General features: G+C 63.4%; 12 protein-coding genes. 6 read left to right on the top strand and 6 right to left on the bottom strand.

From position 1 onward, the window contains the following. Nucleotides 1-639: 639 nt before the first annotated feature. The 6 genes from B5F19_RS09990 to B5F19_RS10015 form a co-directional block, all read right to left on the bottom strand. Entirely contained in the window at nt 640-1,068 is a 429-nt protein-coding gene (locus B5F19_RS09990) for an RrF2 family transcriptional regulator (RefSeq protein ID WP_087290102.1), read from the bottom strand. Nucleotides 1,069-1,245: 177 nt separating this feature from the next. Further along, nucleotides 1,246-1,506, bottom strand: a complete 261-nt coding sequence (locus B5F19_RS09995; protein ID WP_087290104.1) for a GIY-YIG nuclease family protein — start codon at nt 1,504-1,506, stop codon at nt 1,246-1,248. Beyond that, nucleotides 1,506-3,017 (bottom strand): HAMP domain-containing sensor histidine kinase, encoded by a 1,512-nt coding sequence (locus tag B5F19_RS10000; RefSeq protein ID WP_087290106.1) that lies wholly within the window; start codon nt 3,015-3,017, stop codon nt 1,506-1,508. Before B5F19_RS10000 ends, B5F19_RS09995 begins: the two co-directional genes overlap by 1 nt. 36 nt (nt 3,018-3,053) lie before the next feature. After that, nucleotides 3,054-3,557 carry a hypothetical protein gene (locus B5F19_RS10005; RefSeq protein WP_087290108.1) on the bottom strand — a complete coding sequence of 168 codons (504 nt, stop codon included), beginning with the start codon at nt 3,555-3,557 and terminating at the stop codon, nt 3,054-3,056. Nucleotides 3,558-4,493: 936 nt separating this feature from the next. After that, entirely contained in the window at nt 4,494-5,171 is a 678-nt protein-coding gene (locus B5F19_RS10010) for a response regulator transcription factor (RefSeq protein WP_087290167.1), read from the bottom strand. Nucleotides 5,172-5,255: 84 nt separating this feature from the next. Further along, complete coding sequence (locus B5F19_RS10015; protein WP_087290110.1) at nt 5,256-5,840, bottom strand: hypothetical protein; 585 nt, start codon at nt 5,838-5,840, stop codon at nt 5,256-5,258. Nucleotides 5,841-6,099: 259 nt separating this feature from the next. On the opposite strand from B5F19_RS10015, the gene truA reads away from it, so the two are divergent. The 6 genes from truA to ppdK all read left to right on the top strand — a co-directional run bounded on the left by truA (nt 6,100) and on the right by ppdK (nt 15,457). Next, entirely contained in the window at nt 6,100-6,855 is a 756-nt protein-coding gene (gene truA, locus B5F19_RS10020; RefSeq protein WP_087290112.1) for a tRNA pseudouridine(38-40) synthase TruA, read from the top strand. Between the two features lie 107 nt (nt 6,856-6,962). Continuing rightward, a complete protein-coding gene (locus B5F19_RS10025; protein WP_087290114.1) occupies nt 6,963-8,135 on the top strand; it encodes a DUF5711 family protein in 1,173 nt (390 codons plus the stop codon). Between the two features lie 30 nt (nt 8,136-8,165). Then, nucleotides 8,166-8,879, top strand: a complete 714-nt coding sequence (locus B5F19_RS10030; RefSeq protein ID WP_087290116.1) for a CvpA family protein — start codon at nt 8,166-8,168, stop codon at nt 8,877-8,879. A 77-nt stretch (nt 8,880-8,956) separates the two neighbouring features. Next, entirely contained in the window at nt 8,957-11,275 is a 2,319-nt protein-coding gene (locus B5F19_RS10035) for an ATP-dependent Clp protease ATP-binding subunit (protein ID WP_087290118.1), read from the top strand. 728 nt (nt 11,276-12,003) lie between these two features. Next, entirely contained in the window at nt 12,004-12,513 is a 510-nt protein-coding gene (locus B5F19_RS10040; RefSeq protein WP_087290120.1) for a cob(I)yrinic acid a,c-diamide adenosyltransferase, read from the top strand. A gap of 298 nt (nt 12,514-12,811) precedes the next feature. Further along, nucleotides 12,812-15,457 carry a pyruvate, phosphate dikinase gene (gene ppdK, locus B5F19_RS10045; RefSeq protein WP_087290122.1) on the top strand — a complete coding sequence of 882 codons (2,646 nt, stop codon included), beginning with the start codon at nt 12,812-12,814 and terminating at the stop codon, nt 15,455-15,457. Nucleotides 15,458-15,476: the final 19 nt, after the last annotated feature.

Consider the following 15,476-nt stretch of genomic DNA (forward strand, 5'->3'; position numbering starts at 1 on the left):
CCGCCCGAGGATATCAAAAAACGGGGTCCCCGCCAGCGTTTACGCTGGTGGGGCGGGACTGCCCCCCCATGGCTCAGGAGAAGGCAATCGCCGCCGCCAAGGCGCTGGCTGAGGAAGGCTGATCCCAAACGCAAAACAGCCGCCCCAAACGGGGCGGCTGTTTTTATGGGGGCGGTCCTCAGGGCGCGGGAGCGCCCCGGCGCATTTGCGCCGCTCGAGCATTTTGCCGGAGGCAAAATCTCGCCTTTATTCCGCCGTCTGCCTGAGCCCGCAGGCGCATTTCGGAGGGCAGCCGCCCATAGGGATAGCTCTTAGCACGGAGATGACGGAGGGCTCTTTTGATAGACTGAGACTGTGCCGCCCACGGGCGGCACAGTCTCAGCTTGTCAAAAAACCTTTTTTGTTGAGATGAATCCGCTCAAGTTGGAGCGGGGGAGCTCGAGGGGGCAGCCGCCCGCCTCGAATGGAATCAAATGCCCCGGAAGCCTTGCTGTGCAAGGATTCCGGCAAGCGAAGCGAGGACTTTTGCGCCGCGCAGCGGCGCAAAAGTAACGGCATTTTTACAGGCTGTCGGAAAAGTCCTTGGACTTTTTTGACAGCCTGAGACTGTGCCGCCCACGGGCGGCACAGTCTTTTCGGTCAGAGGAACGCGGGTTCCTCCTCCTTGGGGCGGATCAAGTCGGCCAAGGTCACGCCGTCCAAATAGTCGTTGATGAGCTTGTCCAGCTCTCTCCACATGGGGAGGGTCCGGCAGTCCTCCGCCCGGTCGCAGCTGCGGCTGTCCAGTCCGGGACAGCCCACCGGGGCCAGTCCCCCTTCGGTCAGGCGCAGGATGCTGCCCACGGTGTACTCCTCCGGGGAGCGGGTCAGGCGGTAGCCGCCGCCTTTTCCCCGGACGCCCACCAGGTCGCCGTTTCGGGTCAGCAGCTTTACGATGCTTTCCAGATATTTCTCGGAAATATCCTGCCGGGCGGCAATCTCTTTCAGGGGGATGTACAATCCGTCATCGTGCTCCGCTAAGTCGATCATCACCCGCAGAGCGTAGCGGCCCTTTGTGGAAACCATCATAGCAGTCGTCACTCCTTTGGTGTCGAATGGTCGGTGTTATTATGCCATATGGTTTTTTGAATTTCAAGAGCCTTTTCCAGCCAAATTATGCGAGCAAAAGGGAGAAAAACCCCGGCGTTCAGCATAAATGTTCGCAAAAAGCGGACGGGGCGCTGTGCGGGGCCGCCTGCCGGGCTTTCAAATTTCACACGGAAGCGCAGCGGATTGAATCAGGGCGAGCTTCTGCCCCCGGGGGAGCCGCTTGATGGCGTACTCCCTGCGGAGGGCAGAAGATTTGTTGGAGAAACTTTCCCAGTATACCAGCTCCACCGGACGCCGTCCGCGGGTATATTTTGCCCCCTTCCCGGCGTTGTGGGCCGCCAGGCGGCGGGCCAGGTCGTTGGTGAAGCCGGTATACAGGGTGCCGTCCCCACAGCGGAGGAGATAGACGTAGTACATTACCCCGCCGCCTCCTCCTCCGGGGGTGTTTGATCGGCGGGCAGCAGGAAGGAGATCCGGGTGCCTACCCCTTCCCGGGAGACCACCTCGAACCAGCCTCCGTGCCGGTCGACGATCCACTTGGCAATGGACAGCCCCAGGCCGGTGCCGCCGGTCTTTCGGTCCCGGGACTGGTCGGTGCGGTAGAAACGGTCGAAGATGTGGGGGATGCCTTCGGGGGAGATGCCCATGCCCTCGTCCTGGACGGTGACCCGGGCGTGGCCGTCCAGCACCATCACCCGCAGATAGATGCGGCTGTCCGGAGCACTGTATTTCACGCTGTTGTCCATCAAAATCCGCATCACCTGCTTGATGAGTCCCTGGTCGGCGTACACCGGCACCGGTTCCTCCCCCCACCGGGGCAGGAAGAGGCGGTCATCGTGGATCATCTCCTCCTCCCGCAGCACCTCCCCGGCCAGAGCCGTGAGGTCGAAGTGGGTGCGCTTCACCGGCTGGGTGTCGTTGTCCCCCCGGGCCAGGAACAGCAGCTGCTCCACCAGGTTCTCCATGGACTTGGCCTCGGAGCGGATGGCGTTGATGGACTCCTGCAAAGCCTCCGGGTCGTCCTTGCCCCACCGGTCCAGGAGGGCGGCGTAGCCCTGAATGACGGCGATGGGGGTGCGCAGCTCGTGGCTGGCGTCGGAGACGAAGCGCATCTGAGCGCTGTACGCCTTGTTGATCCGGTCCAGCATGGCGTTGATGGCCTGGGCCAGAGAGCGCAGCTCCTTCTGGGTGGCGGGCAGGTCGATGCGGCTGTCCAGATGGGTGGCGTTGATCTTCTCCAGCTCCCCCGCCAGGGCCTCCAGCTCCTGCCGGGACATGTGGGTCATGGAGTTGAGCCGGGAGGCGGTGGCGGCCAGATCCTGTATGGGCTTCAGGATCTTGTGGATGGACCGGTTGTTCCGGAACAGCCCGGTGAGCAGGGACAATCCCTGACAGGCCAGCAGGACGATTCCCGCCCAGTAGAGCGTGCTGGAGATGCCGGACAGGTCCACCGTGATGGCGTAGGGCTCCCCGTTGTTGGGCAGCACGATGGTGTAGTAGGAGGACAGGTCCCAGGAGCGGGTTCCGCCCTCCAGTTCCGGATACTGAGGGAGGAAGGGGAGCGGGAGGAGCGAGTACCCCACCGCCTGGCCGTCCGAGCCATAGGGCGCGGGTTCCACAGCCATGCTCCCCGAGCCGTCGATCCCCAGAGGGACAATGGTGTAGTCGCTGGCCTCCATCCAGGGGATGGTATCGGCGGAGGGGACGCCCCGCTCCTCCACCAGGGCGGCCACCGTGGCGCACCGGTTCTCCGCATAGAGAAACAGCCCGGCGGTGGCCATGAAGAGCAGCAGCAGATCCATCACCAGAAAAATCACCAGCTGCCGGAAGAAAAAGCCGAAGTTCAGGCGAAAGACCAGGGAGGACTTGGCCCCGCTCAGAGGGTCCTGGGACGGGGGGGCTTGAAAGCGGTGCTTCCGCTGGGGCATGGCGTTCCCTCCTTTCTGTTGAAATCCAGGGGAAAATTACTGCTTGGACAGCCAATTCTGAAGGGAAGGCAGGTTGTCCGGGGAGACGAAGCTGCCCCCGTGGAGCAGCATATCCAGCATGGCCTCCTCCTGGGGCGTGCGGTCCGCTCCTCTGGCCTGGAGCTCCCTCCGGGTGGAGCGGGTCACCAGATTGACCATGGCCCGGGTCATGGGATTCACCCGGTCCGGGGCCCAGCCGCCCTGGAGATAGAAGACAGGCAGGTCCCCCAGCTGATTGCCCTGGCGCAGCTTCTCCGGCAGCTCCGGAGAGGGCAGGGACATCCCCACCCCGCACACACCCCGGAGAAGGAAGGCCTTTCGGGCCCGCTCCAGGCCCACGATCCGGCCGGCGGACAGGGGACCCAGGAACAGGACCGGCGTGCCGGAGGAGAGCTTCTGCTCCGCCTCCTTCAGGGGGAGGACCTCCACGCGCTCCGAGTCCCCCAGCATTTCAGCGTACTGTTTGGTGAAGCCGGTTTTGGACTGATAGACGATGACCATTTTGTTTCTGCTCCTTTCGGCAGGGATTTCGCCACTTTCTTCTCCTTTTCGCACTTCTGTATGGCGGGGGCTTGCCCCCGCCGCCTTCGGAGATTTTATCTCTTCCGTAGGGCGCGACGACTCGGCGCGCCGTGTCAGGAGGGGCTTTTCTCAGGGGGATTTCGCCGCCTGCGGGCGGCGAGTTCCTTTGCCCATGGCGGCAAAGGAACCAAAACGCCCCCGGGGACGGCTCAAGGTGGGCACTTCGTGCCCACATTCGCCCACCCTACCCCCTCTGGCCCTTCGGGCCATCTCCCCCTGACAGGGGGAGTCGGCCCCGGACCCCTTTTACGGGAGACGCGCTATTGGTAGTCATTGTGTCATTTCCGGCGCGCAAAATCTGAGTGGGTGTCTAAATCCCCGCCGGGCCACCGGGCCCTGGGTTTGCAAAAATTGGTGCCGTTGCGGTTCATCTTCTGCGCCTGGCTTTGCCGAGCCAACGCTCCCGGTTTGTGTTCCGCTTTAGGGGCGGCCTTTGGCCGCCTGAAAGCCTTCCCCCTGTCAGGGGGAAGGTGGCTGGCCGATAGGCCAGACGGATGAGGGTGACTTCTTGACATGCACAACATCGGCGCGGGAGCCCCAAGGGGCTCCCCTACCCAAACCAGGGAGATTTTCCCGAGAACCGTAGGGGAGGCCGCCTCCCCTTATCAAGGGGAGATGGCCCGAAGAGCCAGAGGGGATAGGGAGTTGCCCCTCCCGCCGCCCTTCGGAAAGGTCCGTTGTCCGCCGCAGGGGCGGCACGTTGGGCCGCCCGGCGGCGCCGGTCTCGTTTAGGCTTTGTCTGAGGAGAAGGTAAGCTCTTGGTGGTGAATTCCTCACAGACCGGAGTTGTCCCGCCTCACGAAACTGACGCTCCCCCGGGCCTGTTCTCCGGTGACGGTAAAATAAGTTCAAAGGTCAGTCCTCCCGAATCACATAGCCCACGCCCCGCACAGTGTGGATGAGCTTGATGCCGAAGGCCTCGTCGATCTTGCTGCGCAGGAAGCGGATGTACACATCCACCGAGTTGGTCTCCCCCACAAAGTCAAAGCCCCATACGCTGTCCAGCAGGGCCTCCCGGGAGAGGACCCGGCCCTTGTTCTCCAACAGGTGGTGGAGCAGGTCGAACTCCTTCTTGGTGAGCTCCACCCCCTGACCCTTGACGGTGACCGAGTGCTTGTCCACGTCCATCTCCAGGGGGCCGGCCGAGAGGACCGCGCCGGCCCGTGCGCTGGAGCGCTTGCGCAGGGCGGCCCGGATGCGGGCCAGCAGCTCCTCGATAGCGAAGGGCTTGGTGATGTAGTCGTCCGCTCCGGAGTCCAGGCCGGACACCTTGTCGATGACGCTGTCCCGGGCGGTGAGCATGATCACCGGCATGTCGCTCTCCCGCCGCAGGCGGCGGAGCACCTCCATCCCAGACAGCTGGGGCAGCATGATGTCCAGCAGCACCAGGCCGTACTTCCCGGACAGGGCCTCCTCCAGGCCGCTGCGGCCGTCAAAGGCCTTGGTCACCTCATAGCCCTCATAGCGCAGCTCCATCTCCACCATGCGGGCCAGTTTTTCCTCATCCTCCACCAGAAGGATCTTCTCTGCCATTTCCATCTTCTCCTTGCGGCGGCCGCCCGGCAGGCGGCGCACCCGTTGATTTCCCAGCCCGGCGGGCGGGAACGATACAAAATGTTATTTTTTGCGGTTATTATACTTTTCGTGCTGGTTTTTCAGCTCGTCCATCACCTGACGGCCCACATCGGCCGCCGTGCTGGCCGCCGAGTCCATCATGCCGTTGATGGTGTCGTTCTCCAGGTCCGGCCCGGCGATCTGATACCGGAAGCCCAGGAACAGCCCCAGGACCAGCAGGGGAATGGCGATCCAGTATAAAAAGATCACAAAAATCAGCAGAATCAGCATGGGGACGGCGGTGATGGGCTGCCCCTTGCGCCAGATCTCCAGCTCATTGTCCAGCAGGATGCGCCGCAGCCAGTGGAGCAGATGGCGCACGCCCCGGCGCTTGTGCTTTTTCTGCTTGGCCTGTTTGGCCTCGGGCTTCACCTGGAGGACCGGCAGATCCTGGGGCGGCGGAGGGGGGGCCTCATTCTTGGTGGAGTAGTAGGCGTCCTCCGGCCGGGGGATGACCCCCTGCTCCTCCAGATAGATCAGCGCGTCCAGCAGATTGCCGCCGCTGTACTCCAGGGCCGCCTTGGCCTGGCCGTAGGACACATCGGCCTTCTCCCGCAGGCGCTCCACTTGTTCCAATGTGATTTCCATGGGATTGCTCCTTTCCCTTGGGGTGGATGACGGCCCTGGGCCGCTTCATCGTCTCTCAGTATACCGCGGCGGTCTTAAAGGGTACTTTTCTCTTTCTTAAAATCCGATTAAATGCACCTTTTTCCGAAAAAGGGACGCTTGCCCAACTGATTATACTATGTTATAATCCCGATAGCAACCCAGGAACCAGCGCGGGAGAGCGTCCCGCCCGCAGCGGCGGGCGGGATTTTTCAGCTGGGCAGCCTGTGAGGAGGATACCATGGAGGAGCGGAACATCGCCTTAAAACTGATGTATAACGGGACGGCCTACCACGGCTGGCAGGTGCAGAAAAACGCGGTCACGGTGGCGGAGACTTTGGAGAAGGCCCTCTCCACCGTGGTGTGCCACCCGGTGAAGTGCACCGGGGCGGGGCGCACCGACGCCGGGGTCCACGCCGAGGTCTATGTGGCCAACTTCCGCACCACCTCCACCATCCCCTGCGACCGGATTCCCCTGGCGGTGAACACCCGCCTGCCCCGGGACATCGTGGTGGTGAAGGCCACCCAGGTGCCCATGAGCTTCAACGCCATCGGCTCCTGCCAGCGGAAGGAGTACACCTACCGCATCTACAATTCCCGCCTGGGCAACCCCTTCTATGTGGACCGGGCCTGGTTCTACCCCAAGCACCTGGACGAGACGGTGATGCAGCGGGCGGCGGACCAGTTTGTGGGCACCCACGACTTCCGGGCGGTGCGCTCGGTGGGGACCGAGACCCGCACCACGGTGCGCACCGTCCACTACTTCCAGGTGTCCCGGGCCGGGGAGCTGATCGAGTGCCGGGTGTGCGCCGACGGCTTCCTCTACAATATGGTCCGGGCCATGACGGGCACCATTGTCTACGCCGCCGAGGGCAAGCTGTCCCCGGAGGACATCCCGGCCATCCTGGCCTCGGGCAACCGGACCCTGGCCGGCCCCACCGTGCCGCCGGGGGGGCTCTATATGACCAAGCTGTGGTATGAGGAGGACGTGCTGTAAGGGGCGGCGCGGGGGACCTCATCCGCGGGGGAAAATGCCCGGCACAAAGTTTCCAACCATCCTGACGCATCAAACAGATGCCCAATGCAACGATAAGGAACAGGCCCATGAAAGAACAACAGGAATCAAAACCGAAAAAACCGAATATCCTAGTTCGTCTGATCGCCCTGCTGGTGACGGCGGCGCTGCTGCTGGGCGCCCTGGTCCTGGTGGTCTACCGGGACCGGCTGAACCTGGACGCGCTGGCCCGGTGGTTTGAGTACCGGAACCTGGAGACCAGCGAGAGCGGCGAGGCGGTTCCCTTCTCCCACGCCGGAGGCAGGCAGGCCAACTTTGCATACCTGGACAGCGGCGTGCTTCTGGCCTCGGATACCGGGGCCCGGTACTACTCCTTCTCCGGGGAGCTGTACGCCGAGGAGGTGCGGAATCTGGAGCAGCCGGTGCTCACCCACTCCAGCGGATACGGCGTGGTCTACGACGCGGGCGGCCAGGATCTGTTCCTGTTCAGCGGGGTGGAGGAGGCATTCCACCTGACCCTGGACAGCGGGGAGCTGCTCTCCGCCCGGGTGAACGACTCGGGCTGGCTGGCGGTCACCTCCCACGGCGGGGGCTGGCGCGGCCTGGTCACGGTGTACGACAGCTCCTACAACACGGAAGAGCCCCCCATCCAGATCCGGCTGTCCACCACCTTTGTTGTGGACGCCGCCGTCTCCCCCGACTGCAAGACGGTGGCCGTCGTCACCATGGGGCAGGAGGGCGGCGCTTTCCAGAGCCAGATCCGTTTTTATCCGGTGGACTCCCAGGAGCCCTCCGCGGTGATCTCCCTGGGCAACACAGTGGTGCTGGACCTGGACTATGAGGATGGACTGCTGTGGGTTCTGGGGGAGGACCAGGTCTCCGCCATTCAGGAGGACGGGACGGCGTCCGGCGTCTATACCCTGGGCCGGAATTATCTGAAGGGGTGCAGCTTCAGCGGGGACGGATACGCCCTTCTGCTGCTGGGCCGCTATCAGGCCGGCTCGGCGGAGCAGGCGGTGATCGTGGGGCCGGACGGAACGGAACTGGCGTCCCTGGACCTCACGGCCAACGTGCTGGACTTTGACGCCGCCGGCCGCTATGTGTCCCTGCTCACCGGGGACCGGCTGGATATTTACACCTCGGATTTCACTGCATATAGTAGTTTGGACCAGACGCAAAACGCCCGGTATATCTCGCTGACCGATTCCGGGGCGGCCCTGCTGGCCAACTCCCAGCAGGCCTGGCTGTATCTGCCGTCTTGAAAACAGTGACCCGCAGAAGAGGAGGATTCCATGGGATTTTTCATCTTTGATCTGATTGTTTTGATTGTACTGATCCTGGCGGTGGTCCAGGGCTATCGGAAGGGCTTTGTCCTTACGCTGTGCGGCTTTTTGGCCGTTTTTGTGGCGTTTATCGGAGCGAGCATTCTCTCCGACGCCCTGGCCGGACCGGTGAGCCAGGCCATCACCCCCGCCATCGAGAGCGGCATCCAGGACACCGTGGGCAGCTACTACCAGTATACGCCCCCGGTTGAGAACAGCGGGGACGGCAGCACGCCGGGGGACGCCTTCTTTGACGAGCTCCCCCTGGAGGATGTGCTGGCAGCCCTCCAGGACTCCTCGCTCTACCGCAGCCTCACCCAGAATTTCCAGCAGGCGGTGGAGGACGGCGTGGAGACCGTCGCCGCCAACGCCGTCCGGGCGCTGGCGGAGTATGTGGCGGTGCAGCTGACCCGGACGGTGCTGTTTCTCCTGTGCTTCGTGCTGATCCTGGCGGGGTGGTTTGTGCTCAGCCACGCTCTGGATCTGGCCTTCAAGCTGCCGGTGCTGTCCACCCTGAACCAGTGGAGCGGGGCGGCTGTTGGGCTGGTGAAGGGCGGCGTGCTGCTGTTTATCGCCTGCTGGCTGTTTCGGGGGTTGATTCCCCAGGAGGCGGTGGACCAGTCCATCCTGCTCCGCTTTTTCTGCACCACCAATCCGTTTCTGTTCATTGCCTCCATTTTTTAAAAGATTCATAACCAGTTCACAATTATGGTGTATGGTTTCCCACGAGACGAAGTTTTCTCCGGAAAGGAGTGGTATGTATGCAGCCGACTATGTGCAGCCGCTGTCACAAGAATGTGGCGGTGATCTTTATTACCAAGCTGGAGGGCGGCGAGACCAAGAACGAAGGTCTCTGTCTCAAGTGCGCCCGGGAGCTTGGCATCAAGCCCATTGATGATATGATGAAGAAAATGGGCATCTCCGACGAGGACCTGGACAACCTCACCAACGAGATGATGTCCGCCTTCGGCGGGGCCGAGGGGATGGAGGGCCTGGTGGCCCAGCCCAGCGATCCGGACGGGGAGGAGGACGACGGGCGCACCGCCACCTTCCCCTTCCTGAACCAGCTCTTCGGCGGGAACGGCGGCCAGAACGGCCAGCCCAACCCCGGCGGGGATCCCAACCGGGGGGATAAAACCGCCCAGAACGGCAAGGGGGAGCGCCCGGCCAAGCGCAAGTTTTTGGAAAACTACTGCATCTCCCTCACCAAGCGGGCCCAGGAGGGCAAGCTGGACAAACTCATTGGCCGGGACCGGGAGCTGGAGCGGGTCATCCAGATCCTGAACCGCCGCCAGAAGAACAACCCCTGCCTCATCGGCGAGCCCGGCGTGGGCAAGACCGCCATCGCCGAGGGGCTGGCCATGAAGATCGCCAAGGGGGACGTCCCCTATAAGCTCCAGGACAAGGAGGTCTATCTGCTGGACCTCACCGCCCTGGTGGCTGGCACCCAGTTCCGGGGCCAGTTTGAGAGCCGGATGAAGGGCCTCATTGAGGAGATCAAGAAGCTGGGCAACATCATCCTGGTCATCGACGAGGTGCACAACATCGTGGGGGCCGGGGACGCGGAGGGCTCCATGAACGCCGCCAACATCCTCAAGCCCGCCCTCAGCCGGGGGGAGCTCCAGGTGATCGGCGCCACCACCCTCAACGAGTACCGCAAGCACATTGAGAAGGACACCGCCCTGGAGCGGCGCTTCCAGCCGGTCATCGTGGAGGAGCCCTCCATTGAGGACAGCGTGAAGATCATCGAGGGGGTGGCCCCCTACTACGAGGCCTACCACCAGGTGTCCATCTCCCCGGAAATGTGCCGCCTGGCCGTCACCATGAGCGAGCGGTACATCACCGACCGCTATCTGCCCGACAAGGCCATCGACCTGCTGGACGAGGCCTGCTCCAATGTGAACCTGAAAAACCGGACTCTGGCCCGGGAGGCGGAGATCTCCAAGGAGATGGCCGATCTGGCCAAGGAGAAGGAAGTCATGATGGCCGCCGACACCGAGGAGGCCTACGCCCGGCTGGCCAACATCCGCAGCATGGAGCTGCGCCTGGAGGCCGAGCAGCACCAGCTTCAGCAGCAGGGCGTCCCCGCCCTGACGGCGGAGCACCTGGCCAATGTCATCGAGCTGTGGACCAACATCCCCGCCAGCCGCATCCAGGAGCAGGAGTTCGAGCGGCTCTCCAAGCTGGAGGACCGGCTGAAGGAGCACATCGTGGGCCAGGACGAGGCGGTCCACGCGGTGGCCGCCGCCATCCGCCGGGGCCGGGTGGGCATCAGCCCCAAGCGCAAGCCCGTGTCCTTCATCTTCGTAGGCTCCACCGGCGTGGGCAAGACCGAGCTGGTCAAGCAGCTGGCCCAGGACCTGTTCAACGCCCCCGAGTCCCTGATCCGGCTGGATATGTCCGAGTTTATGGAGAAGTACGCCGTCTCCCGGATCATCGGCTCCCCCCCGGGGTATGTGGGCTATGACGAGGCGGGCCAGCTCACCGAGAAGATCCGGAGAAAACCCTACTCCGTGGTCCTCTTTGACGAGATCGAGAAGGCCCACCCGGACGTGCTGAACATTCTCCTTCAGATCCTGGACGACGGACACATCACCGACGCCCACGGCCGGAAGGTGAACTTTGAAAACACCGTCATCGTGATGACCTCCAACGCCGGCAGCAACACCAAGGTGGGCTCCGTGGGCTTCAACCGCACCGCCGACGAGCAGGGGAAGGACCGGGCCATGAAGGCCCTCCAGGACTTCCTGCGGCCCGAGTTCATCAACCGGGTGGATGAGATCGTCTACTTCCACCAGCTCACCGAGAACAACTTCAAGGCCATCGCCGGCCTGATGCTCAAGGAGCTGAAGGACTCCCTGGCCGAGCGGCACATCTCCCTCACCTGGGAGGACAGCCTGCTGGACTATCTGGTCAAGAAGTCCTACTCCGCCGCCTACGGCGCCCGGAACCTGCGCCGCCTCATCCAGAAGGAGCTGGAGGACGCCATCGCCGAGCGGATCATCGGCAGCTGGCAGCACCCGGTCAGCCGGATCAACGTCTCCTCCGACGGGGAGAGCTTGATCTTGACCACAGTCTGAGCCATTTCCAGCAGGCCGCCCGAGGGCGGCCTGCTTTTCTTGTGAGAGCAGCGGTGACGGCGCGTACGGGAGGAGAATTCTCCGAACGCGGCGGGGGCACACCCCAGGGTGGCTTCTCTCGGCCTTCGGCCGATTCACCTTCAGCCCCCGCCCTACATTGGGGGAAACCATCTCCAGCGGACGGACACATGGGGGCGCCCCTACGGCGCACCCGGAAGCCGTTCCTTCCTTTCGCAGGGGCCGGACACTGGCCGACCCGCTGAGGGGTTCCTGCCATTCCGGAGCCCACCCTCATCCGCCCCCTTCGGGGGCACCTTCCCCCTTGGAGGGGGAAGGCTTAGGGCCCGTCAGGATCCGCACCGGAAGCGTTAGCCCGGCAAAGTCAGGCGCAGTCCTGGAATCGCAGCGATTTTAAATTTTGCAAACCCAGGGCCCAGTGGCCCGGGAGAAATCGCAAACCGCCACTCAGATTTTGCGCGCCGGAAATTTTGCAGAACCTATCAAGAATGCATCCCCCGTAATGGGGTCCGGGGCCGACTCCCCCTGTCAGGGGGAGATGGCCCGAAGGGCCAGAGGGGGTAGGGTGGGCGACTATGAGCACGAAGTGCTCATCTGGAGCCGTCCCCGGTGGCGTTTTGCCTTCTTTTTCGCCATGGAAAAAGAAGGTCGCCGCCCGCAGGCGGCGAAATCCCACTGCGAAACTCCCCAAGGAAACAAGGAGGAATACCATGATCCATCTCTACTGCGGCGACGGAAAAGGGAAAACCACCGCCGCCATGGGCCTGGCCCTGCGTATGGCGGGCCGGGGAAAGCCGGTGGTCATCGCCCAGTTTTTGAAGGGGGCGGACAGCGGAGAGAGGTACGCCCTCTCTCTGCTCCCGAAGGTTACCCTGCTCCCCGCCCCGGAGCACATTAAATTTTCCTTTCAGCTCACCCCGGAGGAGCGGGCGGCGGAGCAGAGGCGCTACCTCCGCCTCATCGCCCAGGCCCGGACGGCGGCGCGGGAGATTCCGGATGGACTTCTTGTGCTGGACGAGGTGTGCGCGGCGGTGAACACCGGCCTGCTGCCTCTGGAGGAGGTGCTCTCCTGCCTGGAGGCGGCGGCCTGCGAGGTGGTCCTCACCGGCCGGGACCCGGCCCCGGAGCTGCTGGCGCGGGCCGATTATGTGACCGAGATGAAAAAGCTCCGCCACCCATACGACCGGGGGACGGCCGCCCGCCAGGGGGTGGAGTGGTAGTCCCTCCTTTTGGAGGATGCCCGTCATGCAGAAAAAAGTAACGATTTTTCACAATGTTCGGCGGAATAGAATATTTTTCACTCGGGCTGGGAGAAAAACCGTGAAAAATACCCAGGAAGTTGTTGCAATATTTCCTTCAAATAGGTATAATGGAGAATGCGATATCCCGGCGGAACAGGACCGCCGGACCATCGGCGTGGGGCGGGGACCTCTGCTTCCGGGCTGCTCAAGGTGAGAAGGAGACAAGCCATGGCATGGGCGCCGCCGCCGTGTTAAGCAACAGAAAGGAATGAAGGAAATGGCTAACAAGTACGTGTACCTCTTCTCTGAGGGCAACGCCAACATGCGCGAGCTGCTGGGCGGCAAGGGCGCCAACCTGGCCGAGATGACCAACATCGGTCTGCCCGTGCCCCAGGGCTTCACCATCACCACCGAGGCCTGCACTCAGTACTATGAGGACGGCGAGAAGATCAACGACGAGATCCAGGCCCAGATCATGGAGTATGTGGGCAAGCTGGAGGAGATCACCGGCAAGAAGTTCGGCGACAAGGAGAACCCCCTGCTGGTTTCCGTGCGTTCCGGCGCCCGCGCCTCCATGCCCGGCATGATGGACACCATTCTGAACCTGGGCCTGAACGAGGACGTGGTGAAGGTGTTGGCCGAGAAGTCCGGCAATCCCCGCTGGGCCTATGACTGCTACCGCCGCTTCATCCAGATGTACTCCGACGTGGTCATGGAAGTGGGCAAGAAGTACTTTGAGGAGCTCATCGACAAGATGAAGGCCGAGCGCGGCGTCACCCAGGACGTGGAGCTCACTGCCGACGACCTGAAGGAGCTGGCTGAGCAGTTCAAGGCCGAGTACAAGGAGAAGGTGGGCGCCGACTTCCCCACCGATCCCGTGGACCAGATGATGGGCGCCGTCAAGGCCGTGTTCCGCTCCTGGAACAACCCCCGCGCCATCGTGTACCGCCGTATGAACGACATCCCCGGCTCTTGGGGCACCGCCGTCAACGTGCAGTCCATGGCCTTCGGCAACATGGGCGACGACTGCGGCACCGGCGTGGCCTTCACCCGCAACCCCGCCACCGGCGAGAAGAAGCTCATGGGCGAGTTCCTGACCAACGCTCAGGGCGAGGACGTGGTGGCCGGCGTGCGCACCCCCATGCCCATCCAGGAGATGGCCGAGAAGTTCCCCGAGGCCTTCGCCCAGTTTGAGCAGGTGTGCAAGACCCTGGAGGACCACTACCGCGACATGCAGGACATGGAGTTCACCGTGGAGCACGGCAAGCTCTACATGCTGCAGACCCGCAACGGCAAGCGCACCGCCGCCGCCGCTCTGAAGATCGCCTGCGACCTGGTGGACGAGGGCATGATCGACGAAAAGAAAGCCGTGTCCATGATCGATCCCCGCAACCTGGACACTCTGCTCCATCCCCAGTTTGACCCCGAGGCCCTGAAGAAGGCCACCCCCGTGGGCAACGCTCTGCCCGCCTCCCCCGGCGCCGCCTGCGGCAAGATCGTCTTCACCGCCGACGACGCCAAGGAGTGGGCCGCCCGGGGCGAGAAGGTGGTCCTGGTCCGTCTGGAGACCTCTCCCGAGGACATCGAGGGCATGGTCGCCTCCCAGGGCATCCTCACCGTCCGCGGCGGCATGACCTCTCACGCCGCCGTGGTGGCCCGCGGCATGGGCACCTGCTGTGTCTCCGGCTGCGGCGCCATCAAGATGGACGAGGCCAACAAGCAGTTCGAGCTCTCCGGCAAGGTCTACCACGAGGGCGACTGGCTGAGCCTGGACGGCTCCACCGGCAACATCTACGGCGAGGCCATTCCCACCGTGGACGCCTCCATCGGCGGCGAGTTCGGCCGCATCATGGCCTGGGCTGACAAGTACCGCCAGATGAAGGTCCGCACCAACGCCGACAACCCCCGCGACGCCAAGCAGGCCATGAAGTTCGGCGCCGAGGGCATTGGCCTGTGCCGCACCGAGCACATGTTCTTTGAGGCTGACCGTATCCCCGCCATCCGTCAGATGATCTGCTCCGACACCGTGGAGCAGCGCGAGGCCGCTCTGGCCAAGCTGGAGCCCATGCAGCAGGGCGACTTCGAGGCCATGTACGAGGCCATGGAGGGCAACCCCATCACCATCCGCTTCCTGGACCCCCCGCTGCACGAGTTCGTCCCCACTGAGGAGGCCGACATCGCCCAGCTGGCCCAGGATATGGGCAAGTCCGTGGAGGACATCAAGGCCATCATCGCCTCCCTGCACGAGTTCAACCCCATGATGGGCCACCGCGGCTGCCGTCTGGCCGTCACCTACCCTGAGATCGCCGTGATGCAGACCAAGGCCGTCATCAAGGCCGCTCTGAACGTCCAGGCCAAGCACCCCGAGTGGAACATGGTCCCCGAGATCATGATCCCCCTGGTGGGCGAGGTCAAGGAGCTCAAGTACGTGAAGAGCGTGGTGGTGGCCACCGCCGACGAGATCATCAAGGCCGCCGGCTCCAACATGACCTATAAGGTGGGCACCATGATCGAGATCCCCCGTGCCGCCCTCACCGCCGACGAGATCGCCAAGGAGGCCGAGTTCTTCTCCTTCGGCACCAACGACCTGACCCAGATGACCTTCGGCTTCTCCCGTGACGACGCCGGCAAGTTCCTGGACGCCTACTACGAGAAGAAGATCTACGAGTCCGATCCCTTCGCCCGTCTGGACCAGACCGGCGTGGGCCGTCTCATCGAGATGGCTGCCAAGCTGGGCCGTCAGACCCGCCCCGACCTGAAGCTGGGCATCTGCGGCGAGCACGGCGGCGATCCCTCCTCCGTGGAGTTCTGCCACAACACCGGGCTGGACTATGTGTCCTGCTCCCCCTTCCGTGTGCCCATCGCCCGGCTGGCTGCCGCGCAGGCCGCCATCAAAAATCCCAGAGCGACCGAGAGCAAGTAATTTGTTCTAAAAAACGGGT

The organism is Pseudoflavonifractor sp. An184, from assembly GCF_002160305.1.
GTDB classification, from domain to species: domain Bacteria; phylum Bacillota; class Clostridia; order Oscillospirales; family Oscillospiraceae; genus Lawsonibacter; species Lawsonibacter pullicola.

Bases quoted from the DNA above. Each gene is read 5' to 3' on its own strand.
- B5F19_RS09990 (WP_087290102.1), bottom strand. From the start codon at position 1,068: ATGATGGTTTCCACAAAGGGCCGCTACGCTCTGCGGGTGATGATCGAC.
- B5F19_RS09995 (WP_087290104.1), bottom strand. From the start codon at position 1,506: ATGTACTACGTCTATCTCCTCCGCTGTGGGGACGGCACCCTGTATACC.
- B5F19_RS10000 (WP_087290106.1), bottom strand. From the start codon at position 3,017: ATGCCCCAGCGGAAGCACCGCTTTCAAGCCCCCCCGTCCCAGGACCCT.
- B5F19_RS10005 (WP_087290108.1), bottom strand. From the start codon at position 3,557: ATGGTCATCGTCTATCAGTCCAAAACCGGCTTCACCAAACAGTACGCT.
- B5F19_RS10010 (WP_087290167.1), bottom strand. From the start codon at position 5,171: ATGGCAGAGAAGATCCTTCTGGTGGAGGATGAGGAAAAACTGGCCCGC.
- B5F19_RS10015 (WP_087290110.1), bottom strand. From the start codon at position 5,840: ATGGAAATCACATTGGAACAAGTGGAGCGCCTGCGGGAGAAGGCCGAT.
- truA (WP_087290112.1), top strand. From the start codon at position 6,100: ATGGAGGAGCGGAACATCGCCTTAAAACTGATGTATAACGGGACGGCC.
- B5F19_RS10025 (WP_087290114.1), top strand. From the start codon at position 6,963: ATGAAAGAACAACAGGAATCAAAACCGAAAAAACCGAATATCCTAGTT.
- B5F19_RS10030 (WP_087290116.1), top strand. From the start codon at position 8,166: ATGGGATTTTTCATCTTTGATCTGATTGTTTTGATTGTACTGATCCTG.
- B5F19_RS10035 (WP_087290118.1), top strand. From the start codon at position 8,957: ATGCAGCCGACTATGTGCAGCCGCTGTCACAAGAATGTGGCGGTGATC.
- B5F19_RS10040 (WP_087290120.1), top strand. From the start codon at position 12,004: ATGATCCATCTCTACTGCGGCGACGGAAAAGGGAAAACCACCGCCGCC.
- ppdK (WP_087290122.1), top strand. From the start codon at position 12,812: ATGGCTAACAAGTACGTGTACCTCTTCTCTGAGGGCAACGCCAACATG.